Here is an 18,304-nt window from a genome sequence, read left to right on the forward strand (position 1 = left end):
CGCGGCGTATCAGGCCTATTCTCCGCTGCCCTGGCACGTGCCCTCACCTCGCTCGGGCCGCCCACGAAACGCATCCGGCCGGACGCAGGCAGGGGGCGCCGCCCCTTCCTGGCCGCGTGTCGTTTCCTTCGCTCCGCTCACCACTGACTAGGAGAAACTGCGTGATCGTCATTACCGGAGCCACCGGCCTGCTGGGCCGGCAGATCGTCGAGCAACTGCTCACCCGCCACCCCGCCGATCACATCGGCGTCAGCGTCAGGGACCCGAACAAGGCGGATGACCTCGGGAAGCGGGGAGTCCGGGTACGTCAGGCGGACTACAGCGACCCCGCGAGCCTGGTGCATTCCTTCGAGGGCGCGACCCAGGTGCTGATCGTGTCGGCCAATTCCATCGGGGAGGAAGCCGTCCGCGGTCACCGCAACGCGATCGAGGCCGCCCGCGAGGCCGGGGCGCGACGCGTGCTCTACTCCAGCCACATGGGGGCCAACCCGTCGTCCCCCTTCCCACCGATGCCCGACCACGCCGCCACCGAGGCCATTCTGCGCGAGTCGGGTATGGCGTACACCTCCTTGCGCAACGGCTTTTACGCGTCCTCCGGGATCATGCACCTGCGGGCGGCTCTCACGACGGGTGAGGTCGCCGCGCCTCAGGACGGCCCGGTCTCGTGGACCGCGCACGCCGACCTGGCCGAGGCGGCCGCGATCATCCTCACCGACGAGGGGCGCTTCGACGGCCCCACGCCGGCGCTGACCGCTTCCGAGGCCCTCGACCTCGACGACATGGTGTCCATCACCTCGGAGGTCCTCGGACGCCCCGTCCGCCGGGTCACCATCAGCGACGACGAGTACCGTGCGAACATGACGTCCCATGGCCTGCCCGAAGCCCTGGGCGACATGCTTGTGGGTCTCTTCGCGGCGAGCCGCAACAAAGAGTTCGCCGCGACCGACCCGACCCTCCCCGCGCTGCTGGGCCGCCCGACCACACCGTTCCGTACCGTCATCGAGAGCTCTCTCAGCGCCCCGAACTAAGCCCAACCCGCGTGCGACCTGCCTGACGTCAGACGGTCACGGCTATGCCGATCAGGGGACGGCGGCGTCGGCGCAGCGTGTCGAGCAGGTCAGCCAGGCGGACCGGGAAGTACCTGCGGGCCATCAGGTCGTGCACGTGGACCGTGCCCGCCTCGTCCAGGATCCGCGCGGTGGCCTCCGCGGACGGCGCCCCCTCGGCGATGCGGCCCCGGCCGTCGCAGGGGGCGACCAGTACGCGGCCGCCGTTGCGGATCCGCTTGACCTTTCCGCTGTCCGGCCTGGTCAGGACCAGCAGCTCCCCGCCGTCCACCACGAACCACACCGGGGTCGCGACGCTCCGCCCGTCCCGGCGGAACGTGGTCAGGCTGACGTTCCGGCCCTGGCCGATCTGCTCGATGACGGTCATGGCGCCAGTCTGCACGAGCCACCACGCCACGCACTCTCTCGTGCGGCCCACGCCCTCGTGCTGCGTGAGCTCGCGTACCGCGCGGGTCTCGTACAGCGCCGGTCTCGTGCCGTGTGCCGCGTGAGGTGTTCACGCCTCGCGAGCCCTCGTCCGAGGTGGGCGCGAACGGGCGGCTCCACGGCCCACCTTGGCGAGTGACCGCTCTTCACACGCAACATGGAAGCCCTCGCAGGGGCGACGTCACGCCGTCAGCGCGCGCAGTTCGTGGGCGGCGGGCAGGTTGCGGGCTTTCTCCGGCAAGGCTGTGAGGATTTGGCCCGCCATATGACGTCGTGCCACGCTCGCCGGTCTTGCCTGAACGGTTGCGAGGGCCTGCTGCAGACCTTCCCCTACTTCTCGCCGACGCACAAGGTCCAGAGCTTGCAGCATGTGCAACTCGGAGACGTGTTCTGGACTGACCGGGTCGAATGCCGCTTCCATCGCTGAAGTAGCACGACCGTCGCCGAGCAGCACGTACACATAAGCCTGAGCCCAGTAGACGCTCCTTTCCGACCCGGCGCGATTCGTCGCGTCCGAGAGAGCGTTAAGTGCGGCATATGCATCCTGGGCACCCATTTCGCCCCTTCGCGCGGCGAGGGACGCACGTACCGCACAAGCACGTGCGAGTCCCCTGGAGGGGTGGCCGTTCGCGAGGCTGATCGCTTCGTCGGTCAGCGCAAGGGTGACGGAATCGGGCCGGCCACTCCACCGGGCCATGCTGGCCTCCTTGGCCCGCACCCACACCATCAGGTCCCGATCGCCACTGGCATCAGCTGCACGGCGGGTAGTACTCCAGGTGACACGGGCCGCTCGCCGCTCACCGATGTCCTCCAATTGCGAGGCCAAAATCCACCCCAGGCCGGCGCTGACACGCAGCAGTCCCGCCTGCACCAGCGGCGGATTTCCTCTGTTCATCAACCGCCCGACAGCGACCACGTCCGCCGTCAGATCCGCAATCAGTGAACCGACCGGCCGTTTGTCGGCCAAGTGGTTGTACTCGTCGACGACGGACTCCCAGGTGTCCACATCCGCGTGGTCCCTGAGAGCGTCTTCGACCCCGGACAGGACCGTTTCCATGACCCCGGCGGGGATGACCGCCCCGGCGCTTATCGCGGCGAGAAGCTGTATCGCTGCACGACGTTGCATGTCACTCATGTCCACACATGTAGGGAGACTTATGTCCAGGCTACGCACGCCCTCGGGGAGCCGGTGAGTCTCGCGCGAGGGATAACCCGGATACGTATCCTCCCCTGGCGTATCCGGGTTATCCGGGTTATCCGCGAAGAGGGCCGCCTCGGGGATCGCGAAGCTCTCGGCGAACAATCTTGGATAAGGCTCGCTAGGGCGGTGTTTTCCGGCCTCCCAAGAGCGGATCATTCGCACCAAAGACTCGCGCGTCGGCAGGTGGGTCCGGGTACGGGCGTCGGCGGCCTCGGACAATCCGCGGGCCATGTCGAGGAGGGACCAGCCACGCGATTGCCGCTGGTCACGAAGCCGGACGGCCCAGGTGGGGAGCTCGTTCATGTTCGCGCACCTCACACGGATGCAGGGGATATGCCAACCCATCCGAAGTTATCCTCTGTCGCAACGACGTTACGCAGCGTTCGATAGATCCACCCCCTGAAATGACGGGCCCGTGCGCCGGATGCGACCGGTCGGGCCCTTGATCACATCGGAGCTGCGACTATGCCCCAAGCCCCCACTCTGGGTAGTCGGCCAGTTGCGCGTTTGATACGTCTGCGGCACCCCGCCGACGCTCCGCCGATGCCGCTCGGGTGCCGGTGGTGCGGGTATCCGCCGTACGCTCATGACGCCGCGAGCCTGCCGCATCGGCGTCACCACGAGTGGGAGCAGCCGACGGCTGCCCAGATGCGTGCCCGGCTGGACGCGCGGCGTCGGCTCGGCCTGTGCGACTCGCTCCCCTCGGCGGCGCCCGTACGCCCGAGGATGGTCCCTCCGTCCGCCGACCCGTATTCCGGAAGGCACGCACGACCCGTCCCCGTCGCCGCCTCCCACGGTCAGGACCCGCCGCCGGCCGTCCGGCGTGAGTCGTACCGCCCCCAGACGTACCGGCCTCAGACGTACCGGCCCCGACCGTACGCGCGGGAGCCGTACCAGCAGCGGGAGCCGTACGCGCGTGGGCCGAACCAGCAGGAGGCGTACCGGCGGGATGGGTACGGCCGTGGGGTGGCGGCGTGAGCCGGGAGCCCGGACGGCATCGGGTCGGCACGCCGCCCGTCCAGGTGGACTCACGGCGCTGGGACCTGGCGAAACGGGCGGCGGCCCACCAGCTCGACCAGATGGAGCCCGCGTGGTGCATCTCGTACGGTGTGGGCAGCCGACGTTTCCTCGCCATCGCGGCCTGGCGCAGCCCGGAACCCCTGCGCGTCGAGGCGACGTCCGTGGAGGAGCTGCGCGAGCTGATGCGCGAGGCCGAACTCGGCGCGATGGTGAAGGTCGGCGGCCCGTGGGCGTGGGTCGCATGACCGGCACAGAGAGAGAACTGCCCGAGCCCGTCGAGCATGAGGCGGGCGATCCGTACGGGTTCGGGCCGTCCGCGGGTATCTCGGTTGGTGGCTACTTTCCCAGCGGCAGCGTGCCCCCGGTGTCGGCGCCGGCGGAGGGCGCGGGTCGTACGGCTGACGGCGGCCGGTTGTTCGCCGTGGCAATGGTCCTTTTGTCCTGGATCGAGCACGCAGTGCCATGGTCGTCCGCCGTACCCGGTGCCCTGGCCTCCACGGCCTGTGACACCCGGGCGCGGGTGGTCGACATTTCCGGATCACGCGTCATCTGGATGCCCGGCGTACTGATGTGCCGTGACTGCGCCGCCGTGGTCGCCGACAGCCGCAGAGAGGACGGCCGGCGAAGCGAGGGCGGCGGCCAGCGGAGAGAGGACGGTGGGCGGTGACGGCGCTGAAGGCGACGGACGGCACCGCCGGGCACGGTCCGCACGTCCCTGATGCCGGACCCGACAGCGAGGCGATCGACTGGCTGCCCGCTTACCGGACCGTGGCCCGGCGCAGGGTGCTGCGCTGGACGTGCGAGTGCCGCCCGGTCGTGTACTACCTGGTCACCGCCGCCGGCCGGGGCTACGTCGAACGCACCGGCCCCGGTGAGACGAGGGTCCAGACCTCCCGATTGCCGTACGTGGACGTAGCGGACCTGTGGGAGCGCATCCTGCTGGGCCAGGCCCGGTGATGGCCAGGCGTCGAGACACCGGCTGGCACGCGGAGTTCCTGCGCCTGGTGAAGGACGGGCTGTGTTTCAGAGCGGCGGTGCGAAAGCTGGGGGTGAGTCCCGCGACCCTCAACCAGCACTTCCGCGCCGAAAAGGCCTTCCACGAAGAGGCGACGCGCGTACGGGCCCGCGGACTGCACGGGCCCGCTCCGGACACCAGCTGGCACTCCAGGTTGCCACCACTCCTGGCCGCTGGGCTGTCCATCCCCAAAGCCGCCGAGCAGCTCGGCAAGAGCCCGATCACGGTCAGAAACCATCTGGGCCGCTTCCCCGACCTGCGCACCGCCGCCGACGAGTTCCTTCGGCAAGCGGGAGCCCGTCCTGTGAAAGGTCGCGGGCTTGCGTTCATCGGGTTGCTGACGGCGGAGCCCGATCTCGCGACGCGGGTTGAGGAGATTCTCCGGTTCGAAGGATGACCACAGGGCCGAGCAGGCGGGTTCCCTACCAGAGCCGTGATCCCTACATCTTCCAGAATGCGGCGGCCGTGTCTATGGCCGCGCCCCCGGCATGGCGGTTCGGGGCGCCCTTCAGGCGATGTTCTCCCGTCGTCGCTCGGAAGGGCTCATTCCTCGCTCTTCCTCCAGAGCACCGCCGCGCCCCGGAGGCGGGTTCGGGACATCAGGTGTCGAGTGCGGCTTCGGGGGTGGCGTAGTGGCGGCGGGGGCGGCGGTTGGCCGGGAGGCGGACCTCGCGCAGGAACGGCGGGAGCAGCCACAGGCGGGGGCCCCACGCGGCGATCTTGCCGGTGAGGACGGCCTTCGGGCGGCTGACGCGGCCGAACAGCATGAGGTTGAGGGTCGGGGGGTCGAAGCGCAGGTGGATGTCGGTTCCGGGGCCGGGGTCCACGGCCGACACCCGTCCGTCGTGCAGCACGAGAGTGGCCGGGGCGGTGTACCGGGAGTGGAACTGGACGGCGATGCGCCCGCGCCGCTTGGGCCCGGCCGTTTCCATGAGCCGCCCGTAGTCCCCGCGGATCATCCCGATGAGGAACAGGTCGAAGAACAGGGCGGCCTCGCGCGGCGGGATCGTCCACGGCACGCGGACGGCGCGGGCGATGTCCCAGCCGTGCAGGTGCATCTCGTTGACGATGTGGGCGAGCACCCCGGCGATCGGGACGCGGGCCTCGCCGAGCCAGGGGATGGGCGTCTCCGGGTCCAGGTGCTCGGTGATGCGCAGGACCTCGGCGAGGTCGGCGCGCAGCCGCCGGGCCAGCTCGACGGGGTCACGCTCGGGGTAGGAGCGGAGGGCGAGGTCGTTGACGTCGGCCACGGTGTCGACGTTGGTGTTCGCGATCGGCCCCGCGAGCTCGGGGTACGGGTGCGGGGAGCCGTCGTCGCGCACGATGGCGGTGTAGAGGCGCGCGATGGACGCGACGTGTGCGCCGGTCTCGGCGACGGTCCAGTCGCGCGTCGCCATCGCCTGGGGCGGGGCGGCGGTCAGCAGGCGGGCGAAGCGGTCGCCGACCTCTTCCACCGTCGCGCGGACGGTCTGCCACTGTTCATGGGATCTGGACACGGCAATCGTCCCCCTTCGTCCGGATCACGATCACGCTAACACCGGGCTCCACGGCGTGGTTCTTCCCGCGTGCGCACCCTGGCCCGGATCGGCGGATGTCCTAAGGGGCACCTCCCGGCACCTGAAACTTTCAGCGTTTCGCGCTGGGCCGAGCGGGTCACCGCCGTGGCGCGGAACGCGTCCGCGCAGGCGGGACGGGTCGCGGCGGCGGGTCGCTCATGCCGGGGACGGGCCTCGCGGACCCGGGCTTCTGTACTTCCCCGTAACTCCTCCCCAGGATGGGAGCGCTCCCATACGTAACCGGTTAATGCACAGGAAAGGCGACCATGACACCACGACTCCGGACGGCGGGGGGAGCGTTGCTCTCTGCCCTCGCCCTCCTGGTCTCGATGCTCGCCGCCGCGAGCCCGGCCCACGCCGCCGTGGGCCTTCGCGTCAGCGGCACCGACATCGTCGAGGCGAACGGCAGCACCTTCCTCATGCGCGGCGTGAGCCACCCCCACGCCTGGTACACCTCCCAGACGACCTCCTCGCTCGCCGGGATCAAGTCCCTCGGCGCCAACACCGTGCGCGTGGTGCTCAGCGGCGGGCGGTGGCCCGCCAACAACGCCGCCGACGTGGCCAACGTGGTCGCCCAGTGCAAGGCCAACCGCCTGATCTGCGTGCTGGAGAACCACGACACGACCGGGTACGGCGAGCAGAGCGGCGCCATCACGCTGGACGCGGCGGTCAACTACTGGATCAGCGTCCAGAGCGCGCTCACCGGCCAGGAGAACCACGTCGTCATCAACATCGGCAACGAACCGTTCGGCAACAACGCCGTCACCCCGAACTGGACCCAGGCCACGACCAGCGCCATCACCCGGATGCGCAACGCCGGCTTCCAGCACCTGCTCATGATGGACGCGCCCAACTGGGGCCAGGACTGGGGCTTCACCATGCGCGACACGGCGGCGAGCGTCTTCAACGCCGACCCGCAGCACAACACCGTCTTCTCCATTCACATGTACGGGGTCTTCGACACGGCGGCGGAGATCAACGCCTACCTCGACGCCTTCCGGACGGCCCGGCTGCCGCTGGTGATCGGCGAGTTCGGCGACATGCACTCGGACGGCAACCCGGACGAGGACACGATCATGGCGCAGGCCCGGGCGCGCGGCGTCGGGTACATCGGCTGGTCGTGGAGCGGCAACGGCGGCGGCGTCGAGTACCTCGACATGGTCACCAACTTCAACGCGGCGGCCCTGACCACGTGGGGGCAGCGCATCTTCAACGGCGCCGACGGCATCAGGCAGACCTCCCGCGAGGCGACGATCTTCGGGGGCACCACGCCGGACACGACCCCTCCGACCAGGCCCGGCACGCCCACGGCCTCCGCCGTGACCTCCACGGGCGCGACCCTCACCTGGACGGCCTCCACCGACGCGGGCGGCTCGGGCCTCGCCGGGTACGACGTCTACCGCGAGCAGGGCGCCACCGACACGCGACTCGGGCAGAGCACCACGAACTCGATCACCCTGACCGGGCTGACGCCGAGCACGCAGTACCAGGTGTACGTGCGGGCGCGCGACGGCGCGGGCAACGTGTCCCCCGATTCGGCGCTGGTCACGTTCACCACCACGGCCGGAGGCGGCGGCGGGGGCACCTGCACGGTCAACGCCGCCACGCAGAGCCAGTGGGGCAACGGCTACGTCGTGCAGGTGACGGTCACCAACACCGGCACCGCGGGCATCACCGGCTGGACGGTGAAGTTCACGCTGCCGGCCGGCCACACGCTCTCCAACTCGTGGAGCACGCAGACGACGGTGTCCGGGCAGTCGGTGACGGCGCGCAACGCGGCGTACAACGGGTCGCTGGCGCCGAATGCCTCGGCGAGCTTCGGGTTCCAGGCAAGCCGACCGGACGGCGACACCAAGGTTCCGACCGACTACACCTGTTCCTGACAACCCTCCTCACTACTGCCTCTTTGCCGTCTCTTATCAGGACATATCCCTGTTTCCCGGCCCGGCGGGGAAGGTTTCCATTGCCCGGCACTCCCGCCGGGACGGGAACATCAGTGGGGGATCCATGGCAGTGACGGCGGATTTGGCCAAGCTCCTCGACAAGGAGTACGAGGACAAGACCCTCCCGGAGATCGTCAAGGCGCCCGTATCGGCGCTGGCCGGGGTCAGTGACGGCGATGCCAAGCTCCTCAAGGAAGCGTTCAGGATCAACACGGTCGGGGACCTCGGCAGGAACAAATACTTCCGCACCGCCGTGGCGCTCACCGACCTCGCGGACAGCACCAAGTAGGCCGGGCGCCCACCATCGTGCCGGGTGACGGCCGGCGGCCACCGGACCAGCGGCGGCTGCCGGCCGTTCCACCATGACACCGGCCGCGCCAGGAAACCGGCCGTTCCATCACGACAGCAGTGAACTACGGGGGGATCTCATGGCAGAGGGCAAGACGATTCCTGAACTGATGGACGAGAACGACGTCGTCGCGCTGCTCATCCACCAGCACGAGATGATCAAGGGCCTGCTCGACGAGGTGGAGCGGGCGACCGGCGGCGCGCGGGCGGAGTCCTTCGAGCGGCTCGTCCGCCTGCTCGCCGTGCACGAGACGGCCGAGGAGGAGATCGTCCATCCGTACGCCCGGCGGACGATCGACGACGGGGACGCCATCGTGGAGGCACGCCTGCGCGAGGAGAAAGAGACCAAGCAGCTTCTCACGATCATGGAGGAGAAGGGCACCGACGACGCGTCCTTCACCGCCAACCTGACGAAGCTGCGCACGTCCGTGATCGAGCACGCGGACAACGAGGAGCGCTACGAGTTCGCCGAGCTGGTCAGGAAGACCAGCGACAGCGAGCGCCGGACCATGGCGCTCGGCGTCAAGGCGGCCGAGTCCCTCGCCCCGACGCATCCGCATCCCGGGAGGGAGTCGGCGACGAAGAACATCGTCATGGGGACGCCGGCCGCGATCATGGACCGGGCCCGGGACGTCATCCGGAAGGCAATGGGGAAGAAGGAGGGCCGCTGAGCGGTTTTGTGCGCGGCCCCGGAGGGGTCGCGCACACGCTTCCAGATCGCCGTAAACAGGGAAAGTCGTGAATACTACGGCCGCGCCCTCATTAGGACGGCCCCCTACCGCCCCCGCCCGCGCGGCGACCGCCGCGCTCCCCGGCCATCATCTGGAACGCGTACACGGTCACCAACCCGTACGTCACGTGAGGGACGAGGTCCGACAGCCACCCCCCGACCCCCCAGGTACGCGGGTCCGTGAGCCCGAGCAGCGTCATCGGCGCGTCGGCCGCCACCGTCGCCACCAGGCCGAGCCCCACACCCGCCACCGGCGCCGGAACCCGCTGAACGATGCCCCCGAGCAGCCCGTACGCCACCCCGAGGCCGACCCCCACCAGGATGCCGAGCAGCGCGCCCGCACCCTCCTCGCGGCTGCGCGCGCGCTCGTCCTCACCGAAGTCGACGCCCACCGTCCCGGCGAGCTTCCGCGCGGTCTGCGCGGGCAGGCCGCTGGAAGGCCGTCCCCGAGCGATCTGGTCCAGGTAGGTGACCGTGTAGAGCGCGGTCGTCCCCGCCGCGCCGGCCAGGGCCCCCGCCGCGACGAGCCGGCGGACGGACGATCCGCTCATGGGCCGCACCGGCCCTTCCTAGACGGCCTCGGCCGCCTGACCGATGCCTTTGAGCGAGCGGAACAGGTTCTGCTCGGCGAGGGCGTGCCCGAAGCCGATGATCAGGGCCAGCCGCCAGTCGATGAGCCGGAACGCCACCAGCGCCGCGAGGGCCGCGTAGTACGTGAGCCTCTCGATCGACGGGATCGACACCACTGTGCCGATGAACGGCAGCCTGAACTCGTACATGACGCCCACGGGAAGGCGGTGGTGCCGACGGGTGGGGGCGGCGCCGGAGGGGGTACGCCGGGTCGTGGCCGCCGTCCGGGCACGCGTCTGGCGGGGTGGGGCGGCGGTCGTCGTCTGCGCCATGGCGAGCCTCCTGAGTCTGGACGATTAGGACATCCCCCTGCCGACCTGTCCGGTAACCCCGGTTGACCTGGACTTTCCTCCTTCCGGATTCCGGTGGTATGTCCCCGGACGCGCGCAGGCACCGCGCGGCTGCCCTGAGCCTGGGCCGCCCACCCGAACCCGGCCACCCTGAGCCCGGGCCGCCTGCCCGAACCCGGCCGCCCCGAACCCACGCCGCCCGCCCGAACCCGCCTGGCCTGAACCGCGGCAACCGCCTCGGATGACGTACGGTCCATTCCATGTGCCGAAGCATCAAAACCCTGCGCGAGCCCTACACCAGCGACGTCACCGACGAGGACGTGCGGGCCGCGGCCCTGCAGTACGTCCGCAAGATCTCGGGGTTCCGCGCCCCATCCGCCCGCAACGCCGAGGCGTTCGACCGCGCCGTCGAGACGATCGCGGTGGCGACGCAGGCCCTGCTAAACGACCTGCACCTCAGGCCCGTGGCCCGGGACGGGGTGACGTCCTGAATGATCTCACCGCAATTTCCCATTTGATCCACATATTTCGCAGCATCGGGTTATAGGCCCCGTTCTGTGCGTGGAAACTTCAAGACCTATATCGAATCGGTCCCAGTTGGCTGATCCCAGAGTAAGGTTCGATTCATGAGCCCTTCAGAGACCTCCCGGCGCGAATCGCGCTCGGGCAGGCTCGGTCCGGCTTTCAGACGCCCACCGGCGTCCGGTTCGTAGGTCCTGTGAGGTCGTCGAGTGCTTGCTCACGTAGACGCGAAATGGTCAAAGTTACCCCACTTTCATCCCATTCACCGTTGGCATATGCGGACGACACCGTGCCCCACCCGACACGGTTTTCCGGTCCCGCGCCGCGCTCCCGCCCGTCGCGATCCGGTCCACGCCGCTCATACCTGTGACCCGTACGTAAGGTCGCCCTGCTGTTCGCCGATTCCCGGTCTTGTTACAGTGGCCGCGGAGCACCGGGAAGTCTGGTCGACATTCGACCGAAATGACCAATCCCGCGGAGGCACCCTGTGACGAGCGACCTGAATCGCCCCCCGACCGTCACGGCTGTGGAGTGCCGATGACCGAGGTGAACCGCACAACGCAATGGCTCATGGGCGCGCTGCCCTTCGCGTCCCTGGGCGTCGTCGCGGCGGTCGACGTCCTGACTGGCCCGGACCTCGGCTATCTGTCGCTGCTGGCCGTCGGGCCCGCGTTCGCCAGCCTGGTCGGCGGCGTGCGCCGCACCGTGCTGATCGGCGTGGTCGCGCTGATCACCTCGCTGCTGCTCGCGTGGTACAACGGCCTGCTCGGCGACCGCCAGAGCAACATGAGCCTGGTCAGCACCACCGGCGTGACCGCGGCGAGCATCCTCGCCACGGTGGGCCGCCAGCGGCGCGAGCGCGAGCTGGCGACCGTCCGCTCGGTGGCCGAGGTCGCCCAGAGAGTGCTGCTCAGGCCGGTCCCCCGCCGCGCCGGCCATTTACGGGCGGCCGTCTCGTACACCTCGGCCAACGCCGAGGCCCGCATCGGCGGCGACCTGTACGAGGTCGTGACCGGCCCCGGCGGCGTGCGCGCCATCGTCGGCGACGTCCAGGGCAAGGGGCTGGAGGCCGTCGAGACCGCCGCGCTCGTGCTCGGCGCGTTCCGCGAGGCCGCCCACGACGAGCCGGACCTGCGCGGCGTCAGCGGCCGCCTGGAGAAGGCGCTCAACCGGCGGCTGTCCGGCGAGGAGTTCGTCACCGCGATCCTCGTGGACGCCGACCCGGCCGGGAAGCTGACCCTGCTCAACTACGGGCACCCGCCGCCGTTGATCATCCACGCGGACGGGAAGATCACGCTGGCCGAGCCGGAGGACAACGCGCCGCCGCTGGGCCTCGCCTCCCTGAAGGTCGAGGGTCCGAACCCCCACCAGGTCGCGTTCGGCCCCGGAGACCAGATCCTGCTCTACACCGACGGGGTGATCGAGGCGCGCGACCGCGCCGGACGGTTCTACCCCCTCGCCGATCGGGCGTTCCTGCTCAAGGACGACGACCCGGAGGCCGCGCTGGAGGCGCTCAGGCTCGACCTGGTCCACCACGTCGACGCTCCCCTGCACGACGACGCGGCGATGCTGCTGCTCCGCTTCCGCGACGGGTGACCCCGAGCGGCTGAGAACATGTCCCACCGGGGGACGGGCCTCAGCCGCCGGGACCGTCGGGCAGGGCCTCGCCCTGCTGGCCGGGCCGCGCGTCCGGCGTGCGCTCGGGACCGGTCATCATCCGCAGCACGGCCTGCTGGAGGGCGCGGGTGAAGTCCGCCTTGGTGACCATGCCCACGACGTGACCCGCCTCGGTGACCACGGCCATCAGCTCACCCGAGGACGCGGACCGCTCCAGGATGCGCCCGGCGTCGTCGTCCGGGGACATCAGGTGCTCGGGCGTCAGCGGGCGCGCCAGCATGGCGACCCGCAGGTCGTGCCGCCGCTCGGGAGGGACCTGCGTGAGGGCCTGCAGCGTGAGCACCCCCGCCGACCCCCCGGCGAAGTCGACCACGGGGAACACGCTCTGGCGGGAGCGCAGCGCGGTGGTGGCGATGAATTCGTCGACGTCCTGCCAGGAGGGGGCCACGTCCGGCGACGGCGTCATCACGTCGCGGACCCGCCACCCCTCGAGCCCCTGCTGCGCGGCCCTGATCATGCCCTCACCCCGGGCTGCGCTGACGAGGAACCAGCCGATCAGCATCATCCACAGGCCGCCCGTCCAGGCGTCGAGGACGAGCTGCGCGGCTCCGACGGCGATCAGCCCCATGCCGAGGCCCTGCCCGGCTCGGGAGGCCGCCCGGTCGGCGCGCGCCCGGTCCCCGCTCCGGTGCCACAGGGCGGCGTGCAGCACCCGCCCGCCGTCCAGGGGCGCCCCGGGGAACATGTTGAAGACGGCCAGCACGCCGTTCATCAGCGCCAGCCAGCGGACGGCGGCCACGATCAGCGCGGGACCGGCGAGCAGCGTGGCGCCGAGAAGGAACACGCCGCCCAGGATCAGGCTGACCAGCGGCCCGGACACGGCGATACGGAACTCGTCCCTCGGCGTCCTGGACTCCCCGGCGAACTCGGTGACCCCGCCGAGCAGCCACAAGGTGATCGAGTTGACCGGCACGCCCCTGCGGCGGGCGACGAGGGCGTGCGCCAGCTCGTGCGCCAGCAGGGAGGCCAGGAACAGGAGCGCGGTGAAGGCGGCGACCACCCAGTAGCGGGCCGGGGGCTGGCCGGGGATCGCCTGCGGCAGCACCGTGCTCGCCAGCACTCCCCCGATCAGGAGCACGATCAGCAGCGTGGACCAGTGGGCTCCCACGGGGATGCCCGCGACGCGGCCGAGGCGCAGGCTCTGTTTCATGTGCCCTGGCCCTCCTTCCGCTCGTCCCCCCGCGAGGCGTCAGCGTCGTCGCCGGGAGCCCGGCAGACCCGGACGACGGCGACGGGACACCGCGCGTGGTGGAGCACGCCGTGGCCGACGGACCCGAGGAGGGCCGAGCCGAGCGCGCCCCTGCCTCGCGACCCGACGACGACCAGGTCCGCCGTGGCCGACGCCAGCGACAGCGCCTCGATCGGATGCGCCTGGAGCATCGACTCCTGCACCTCGACCTGCGGGTACTTCTCCTCCCACGGCAGGAGCTGTTCCCTGGCGGCCCGCTGCCCGAGGTCGTACAGCCGTTCCAGGTCGGGGGTGTAGCTGGCGATCATGGGCAGGAAGACGGACTCCTGCCACGCGTAGACGGCGCGCAGCCGGCATCGCCGCCGCACGGCCTCCTCGAACGCGTACTGGAGCGCGGGCTCCGACTCCGGCGCCCCGTCCTGCCCGACGACGATCTCGCCGTACTCCGCGGGCGCCTCCTCGAGCTCCGGCCCGTCGTCCGGATGCGGGACCACGATCACCGGGCAGGCGGCGTGCCCGGCCACGCCCATGGACACCGAGCCGAGCACCAGATCGAGGAACCCGCCGTGCCCCCTGCGGCCCACGACCAGGGTCTCGGCGTCACGCGCCTGGCGCAGCAGCTCGGTGCGGATGTCGCCCAGCCGGGGCACCACCTCGACCTCCAGGCCCGGGACGCGCTCGCGCGCCACCACGGCCGCCCGCGCGAGCAGCGTGCGGGACGCCTCGGCCAGGGAGTCCTCGAACCCTGGCGGCGCGGCCAGCGGCTGGATGTACGCCCAGGGCTCGCTGACGTGGACGAGCCGCAGCCCGGCGGCGCGGCGCAGCGCGTCGTCGGCGGCCCAGCGGGCGGCGGCCATCGAGGCGGACGAGCCGTCGACGCCCACGGTGACGTGTCCACTCATGGTGCCTCCTCCCCGCGGCCCGGCTGCTACCCCGAGGGCGTCGCTTCCCGGCCGTACCGGGACGTGTCGCTCACGGCTGCCTCGGACGCCGCCAGCGGTCGTGGACGGCGTTCCACTCGTTCTCCCACTCGACGTAGCGGCGGCGGTCCAGCATCCAGCGCACGAGCGAGAGGTTCAGGAACAGCAGCCCCCCGGCCCCGGCGACGACGCCGAAGCACGCGACGGTGGCGTCCGCGACCGTCTGCGCGTGCGTGCGCGGGGCGGCCGTGGGCTTGCCCGAACCGTCGACGTACATCTCCAGCGAGGAGCCCGCCCTGGCGTGCGGGGGCACCGAGATCACGCCCTCGCGGGCGCTTCCGTCGGGCAGGATCCAGCGGGCCTTGGCCTTGACCCCGAGCACGGCTCCCTGGGAGGAGACGGGGCTCGTGCTGTGGGCGTCCTCCAGCAGGACGGCCGTCACGGGCTGGCGCAGGCCCGGCTCCACACGCTCGGCCATCAGGCCTCGCTGGTACACGGCGCCGGCGGCCACGAGGGCGGGCCACAGGCTGAGCACCAGGGCCAGCAGGGTGATGAGAACCGCGACGGCCTCGATCCGATCAGATCGCCGGCGCAGCGGGTTGTGGTCGAACCGATAACGGCGAACACACCGCGTCGTCCACCTGGCCAAGGATCGCATAGTGCACCTCCCTGTCAGGGAATCTTCATCCAGCGTCGGCTACGGACGAGCGACCCGGCAGGGTCTTACGACGTCTCGCGGCGGGACGTTCGACCCTGCCCGCCACCTGCGCGTTCCTACGCATGGTGACCACCTAACCCCTAAAGTACGACGCCGCGGGGGCTGGTGGTATACCGGCCCGCCGACGGAGCGCCACGCGCGCACGCGGGCACGCCGCTGGTGACGATCTGGTCGTGAACTGCCCACTCTGCGGGCCGGAAAGCTCAAAGAAATCCAAAACTCACCTCACAGACGGGCCGCATGTCGGACTCGTACCTGAATTTCCTGGGCTTAATTGGTTCCGGCCGGGCGGGTGTAGCGGTGCTTGACCCCGGGAGGGAAGAACTCCGGGTCGCCGGTCTCGCGCAGCACCACCGACGGCGTCTGGTAGTCCGGCGGGACGTAGTGGGCGAACTCGCTGTTGAGCCGCAGGAGCTCGCTCCTGATCGACTCGGCGATCACCGGGACGAGGGCCGGATCCGGCCGGACGCCGGGCGCCAGCTCGACGACGACCGACAGGCGCCGGTCGCGGTCGGCGTCCTCCTCGGCCAGCAGTACGAACTTGCCGGTGACCTTCTCGCCGATGTCGGCCCGTTCCAGGCCGACGGTGACGTTCTCGGGGTAGACGTTCGCCCCGAAGAACGACACGGTGAACAGCGAGCGCCCGAAGACGTACACGAAGGGCAGCTCGGACACGGCCGCGTCCCGCCCGCAGTGCCCCACGGTGGGGTCGAAGTCGTACTTGCGGCAGAACTCCAGCATCGCGGCGAACGACACGATGCCGCCCTCGTCGGCGATGTGGTACCGGATCAGCGGGACACCGTTGTCGCCGGTGAACAGCAGCGTGCCGTCCCGCGCCTCGAAGTAGCGGCTCACCGGGTCGTACTGCACGAGGGTGGGCAGCCGCGAGTCGCCGAACAGCTCGCGCGCCGCGTCGGGACGCCCCGCCAGGAACCGGCGCACGCGGACGCTGAGCGGCGTCTCGTTTCCGAGCACGCCCGCGTCGGCGGTGCCGTAGAGCGACGCCGAGTCGTGGCAGGGGTCGGTCATGCCCGCCCGGCGGCCGACGAGGTCGCGCCACTGTTCGCTGAACACCTCGCCGGCGAGCACGAGGCGGATGCCGTACGCGGGCCAGTCGACGCCCCGGGCGAGCCCGGCGTCCACGACGTTCTTGACGAAGGGCGGGTAGCCGAGCAGCACGACCTGGTCGAAGTGCGGCCCGAGCTCGCCGACGACGCGCAGGATCTCGTCCATGTCGTTGCCGGGCGTGGCGACGGTGATCGGGTAGCCCTTGGCGGCGAGGTGGCGGCAGCAGGCGGCGGTGTACATGCCGCCCACCCAGTTGCCGAGCGCGAAACAGATGACGGCGAGGGTGGTGCGCTCGGCGGCGTGGAAGCCGTCGCGGAAGACCTGCTCGAAACGGGCGGCGACGTGCCGCTCGTCGAGGACGGACCTCGGCCAGACGGTCGGCGAGCCGGACGAGCCGGAGGAGACCGCGACCATGTCGCAGGCGTCCAGCCGCCCGTGCCGGCACAACTGCGGCAGCGGGTGGCGGCGGTGGTAGGACTCCTTGTCCAGCAGAGGCAGGCGCGCGAAGTCCTCGACGGTGCGGACGGCGGCCGGGTCGATCCCGTGGCCGCGAAGGAAGCTCCCGTAGGCGGGGACGGTCGCGGCCACGTCGTGGAACAGGGCCAGCGCCGTCTCGGCGCCGGGGCCGGGGGTCGCGGCCGGGCGGGCGTCGTAGAACTCGCGCAGCCCGGCCAGCACGCGACCGGGACGATCTTCGTCGAACACGGCGGCTCCATTGCGTTCGGGGACCGGGATCAAGCTTCTCAGGTTCCGCCGGTCAGGTCCCGTTTCCCGTGGTACCGAGGCTGACGGATGTGTCAGGAGGGAGTCATGAAAACGTTGCGATTCATGGGAAGATCTGTGAAGTTTCCGGACACCGCGCTGTCGGAGCTGCTAAGAAGATGCGCGGCCGAAATGTAGACCAGAGAGGCTCGGTATGGACCGCGACGGCACCCCGAGATCCCACGACGAGGATCCTCTGAAGCAGACCGGTCCCCTGGGCGTCGCGCGGACCGGCGAGCCGGAGCCCGCGGCGGGCGACGTCCTGTCCGACGGCTGGACTCCCGGCCACGAAGCCCCCCACGTGCCCGGGGACGGCGCGCCCGACCGTGAGCAGGCCGCCGGCCACGACCGCACCGGCTACGAGGGCGCCGCCTTCGAAGGCTCCGGCTACGAGACCACCGGGTCCTACGCGGCGGACAACCACGGGCGCGGCGACGGGCCGGAGACGGGCGAGCGCGCCTACGACGCCTACGACAGCGCCAAGGATTATGACCGGCCCGAAGGCTACGCGCGCCCGGACGACGACGGCTGGGGCCCCGACCGCACCGAGCACGACCCCGACTCCGAGCCTCGCACGGGCTTCCTCGGCGCGGGGTGGGCGGGCGACGACGACCCCGACGAAGAGGAGAAGGGCGGCCAGAACCGGCGGCTCATCCTCGCCATGGTCGCGATCGTCGTCCTCGCCGTCTCCGGCGGGTGGATCGTCTCCTCCTCGGTCGGCTCCACGCCGCAGGCGGCGTGCGCGCCGCCGTCCAAGTGCGCCGCCCCGGCGGGCGACCCGCTGCCCGCGCTGAGCGACAGCCCGACGGCCGAGCCCACCCCGGACCCCGCGACCGCCGCCCCCACCAAGGAGCCGACCCCGACGCCGGAGGAGACCACCGCCTCGCCGAGCGAGACCCCTCAGGCCCCGCAGACGACGGCCCCGGCGCGGGTCACCCACCCGCCGACGACGAAGCCGTCCCCCACGCGCACCCGCGAGCAGACGCAGGACCCGCAGCGGCCGCGGGGCACCGCAGAGCCGCAGGTCCCGGATCCGCAGGAGTCCGACGAGCCCGAGCCGACCAAGTCGGCGTCCCCCACGCCTCCTCCGCCGCCGCCCACCACCGAGGCGCCGCAGCCCGATCCGACCCCGACCAGGAAGCGAGGCGGCCTGCTCGACTGGCTCTTCTGAGCCGGCCCCGGCAAGGTCTTCGGGGGCCGACGAGCTTCTGGCCGCACCTCG

Annotated in this window: 21 protein-coding genes; 12 read left to right on the forward strand and 9 right to left on the reverse strand. The window is 70.9% G+C overall.

From position 1 onward, the window contains the following. Nucleotides 1–161 precede the first annotated feature (161 nt). Nucleotides 162–1,028: an SDR family oxidoreductase gene (locus AB0H21_RS23355; RefSeq protein WP_358519994.1), complete on the forward strand. Its 867-nt coding sequence runs from the start codon at nucleotides 162–164 to the stop codon at nucleotides 1,026–1,028. Nucleotides 1,029–1,056: 28 nt separating this feature from the next. Here AB0H21_RS23355 and AB0H21_RS23360 read toward each other — a convergent pair whose 3' ends face one another. After that, a complete protein-coding gene (locus tag AB0H21_RS23360) occupies nucleotides 1,057–1,434 on the reverse strand; it encodes a PPOX class F420-dependent oxidoreductase (protein ID WP_358519996.1) in 378 nt (125 codons plus the stop codon). Nucleotides 1,435–1,674: 240 nt separating this feature from the next. Further along, on the reverse strand, nucleotides 1,675–2,997 hold the full coding sequence (locus tag AB0H21_RS23365; RefSeq protein ID WP_358519999.1) for an XRE family transcriptional regulator: 1,323 nt from the start codon (nucleotides 2,995–2,997) through the stop codon (nucleotides 1,675–1,677). A gap of 240 nt (nucleotides 2,998–3,237) precedes the next feature. Here AB0H21_RS23365 and AB0H21_RS23370 point away from each other — a divergent pair, with 240 nt between their 5' ends. The 5 genes from AB0H21_RS23370 to AB0H21_RS23390 are packed head-to-tail and all read left to right on the forward strand — an operon-like array spanning nucleotide 3,238 to nucleotide 5,126. Beyond that, the gene (locus AB0H21_RS23370; RefSeq protein WP_358520002.1) at nucleotides 3,238–3,672 is read left to right on the forward strand and encodes a hypothetical protein; all 435 of its coding nucleotides are present in this window, start codon (nucleotides 3,238–3,240) and stop codon (nucleotides 3,670–3,672) included. Next, a complete protein-coding gene (locus AB0H21_RS23375) occupies nucleotides 3,669–3,959 on the forward strand; it encodes a hypothetical protein (RefSeq protein WP_358520005.1) in 291 nt (96 codons plus the stop codon). Before AB0H21_RS23370 ends, AB0H21_RS23375 begins: the two co-directional genes overlap by 4 nt. After that, nucleotides 3,956–4,381, forward strand: a complete 426-nt coding sequence (locus AB0H21_RS23380; protein ID WP_358520008.1) for a hypothetical protein — start codon at nucleotides 3,956–3,958, stop codon at nucleotides 4,379–4,381. Before AB0H21_RS23375 ends, AB0H21_RS23380 begins: the two co-directional genes overlap by 4 nt. Continuing rightward, nucleotides 4,378–4,671 (forward strand): hypothetical protein, encoded by a 294-nt coding sequence (locus tag AB0H21_RS23385; RefSeq protein ID WP_358520011.1) that lies wholly within the window; start codon nucleotides 4,378–4,380, stop codon nucleotides 4,669–4,671. The genes AB0H21_RS23380 and AB0H21_RS23385 overlap by 4 nt, the downstream gene beginning before the upstream one ends. Beyond that, the gene (locus AB0H21_RS23390) at nucleotides 4,671–5,126 is read left to right on the forward strand and encodes a hypothetical protein (protein ID WP_358520013.1); all 456 of its coding nucleotides are present in this window, start codon (nucleotides 4,671–4,673) and stop codon (nucleotides 5,124–5,126) included. Before AB0H21_RS23385 ends, AB0H21_RS23390 begins: the two co-directional genes overlap by 1 nt. A gap of 202 nt (nucleotides 5,127–5,328) precedes the next feature. Here the strand turns inward: AB0H21_RS23390 and AB0H21_RS23395 are convergent, their stop codons facing one another. Then, entirely contained in the window at nucleotides 5,329–6,225 is an 897-nt protein-coding gene (locus tag AB0H21_RS23395) for a maleylpyruvate isomerase N-terminal domain-containing protein (RefSeq protein WP_358520015.1), read from the reverse strand. A 326-nt stretch (nucleotides 6,226–6,551) separates the two neighbouring features. Between AB0H21_RS23395 and AB0H21_RS23400 the strand changes: the two genes are divergently transcribed. The 3 genes from AB0H21_RS23400 to AB0H21_RS23410 all read left to right on the forward strand — a co-directional run bounded on the left by AB0H21_RS23400 (nucleotide 6,552) and on the right by AB0H21_RS23410 (nucleotide 9,247). Beyond that, nucleotides 6,552–8,168, forward strand: coding sequence for a cellulase family glycosylhydrolase (locus AB0H21_RS23400; RefSeq protein ID WP_358520018.1), 1,617 nt, complete (start codon nucleotides 6,552–6,554; stop codon nucleotides 8,166–8,168). A gap of 130 nt (nucleotides 8,169–8,298) precedes the next feature. Then, nucleotides 8,299–8,517: a hypothetical protein gene (locus tag AB0H21_RS23405; RefSeq protein WP_358520020.1), complete on the forward strand. Its 219-nt coding sequence runs from the start codon at nucleotides 8,299–8,301 to the stop codon at nucleotides 8,515–8,517. 139 nt (nucleotides 8,518–8,656) lie between these two features. Further along, complete coding sequence (locus AB0H21_RS23410; RefSeq protein ID WP_358520022.1) at nucleotides 8,657–9,247, forward strand: hemerythrin domain-containing protein; 591 nt, start codon at nucleotides 8,657–8,659, stop codon at nucleotides 9,245–9,247. A gap of 91 nt (nucleotides 9,248–9,338) precedes the next feature. Here the strand turns inward: AB0H21_RS23410 and AB0H21_RS23415 are convergent, their stop codons facing one another. Together AB0H21_RS23415 and AB0H21_RS23420 are read right to left on the reverse strand one after the other, a co-directional pair. Further along, nucleotides 9,339–9,857, reverse strand: a complete 519-nt coding sequence (locus AB0H21_RS23415) for a hypothetical protein (protein WP_358520024.1) — start codon at nucleotides 9,855–9,857, stop codon at nucleotides 9,339–9,341. An 18-nt stretch (nucleotides 9,858–9,875) separates the two neighbouring features. Next, a complete protein-coding gene (locus tag AB0H21_RS23420; protein WP_358520026.1) occupies nucleotides 9,876–10,208 on the reverse strand; it encodes a hypothetical protein in 333 nt (110 codons plus the stop codon). Nucleotides 10,209–10,486: 278 nt separating this feature from the next. Between AB0H21_RS23420 and AB0H21_RS23425 the strand changes: the two genes are divergently transcribed. Both AB0H21_RS23425 and AB0H21_RS23430 read left to right on the forward strand, forming a co-directional pair. Further along, nucleotides 10,487–10,717 carry a DUF2277 domain-containing protein gene (locus tag AB0H21_RS23425; protein WP_358520028.1) on the forward strand — a complete coding sequence of 77 codons (231 nt, stop codon included), beginning with the start codon at nucleotides 10,487–10,489 and terminating at the stop codon, nucleotides 10,715–10,717. Between the two features lie 568 nt (nucleotides 10,718–11,285). Then, on the forward strand, nucleotides 11,286–12,344 hold the full coding sequence (locus tag AB0H21_RS23430) for a PP2C family protein-serine/threonine phosphatase (RefSeq protein ID WP_358520030.1): 1,059 nt from the start codon (nucleotides 11,286–11,288) through the stop codon (nucleotides 12,342–12,344). 40 nt (nucleotides 12,345–12,384) lie between these two features. Here AB0H21_RS23430 and AB0H21_RS23435 read toward each other — a convergent pair whose 3' ends face one another. From AB0H21_RS23435 to AB0H21_RS23450, 4 genes are all read right to left on the reverse strand, one after another. Next, nucleotides 12,385–13,575: a site-2 protease family protein gene (locus tag AB0H21_RS23435; protein WP_358520032.1), complete on the reverse strand. Its 1,191-nt coding sequence runs from the start codon at nucleotides 13,573–13,575 to the stop codon at nucleotides 12,385–12,387. Continuing rightward, nucleotides 13,572–14,516 carry a universal stress protein gene (locus AB0H21_RS23440; RefSeq protein ID WP_358520033.1) on the reverse strand — a complete coding sequence of 315 codons (945 nt, stop codon included), beginning with the start codon at nucleotides 14,514–14,516 and terminating at the stop codon, nucleotides 13,572–13,574. The genes AB0H21_RS23435 and AB0H21_RS23440 overlap by 4 nt, the downstream gene beginning before the upstream one ends. A gap of 70 nt (nucleotides 14,517–14,586) precedes the next feature. Next, complete coding sequence (locus AB0H21_RS23445) at nucleotides 14,587–15,192, reverse strand: hypothetical protein (RefSeq protein ID WP_358520035.1); 606 nt, start codon at nucleotides 15,190–15,192, stop codon at nucleotides 14,587–14,589. Nucleotides 15,193–15,522: 330 nt separating this feature from the next. Beyond that, a complete protein-coding gene (locus AB0H21_RS23450) occupies nucleotides 15,523–17,025 on the reverse strand; it encodes a phenylacetate--CoA ligase family protein (RefSeq protein ID WP_358520037.1) in 1,503 nt (500 codons plus the stop codon). Nucleotides 17,026–17,236: 211 nt separating this feature from the next. Between AB0H21_RS23450 and AB0H21_RS23455 the strand changes: the two genes are divergently transcribed. Beyond that, nucleotides 17,237–18,253 carry a hypothetical protein gene (locus AB0H21_RS23455; protein WP_358520039.1) on the forward strand — a complete coding sequence of 339 codons (1,017 nt, stop codon included), beginning with the start codon at nucleotides 17,237–17,239 and terminating at the stop codon, nucleotides 18,251–18,253. Nucleotides 18,254–18,304 lie beyond the last annotated feature (51 nt).

This window comes from Sphaerisporangium sp. NPDC051011 (genome assembly GCF_040653595.1).
In the GTDB taxonomy this organism is placed as follows: Bacteria; Actinomycetota; Actinomycetes; order Streptosporangiales; family Streptosporangiaceae; genus Sphaerisporangium.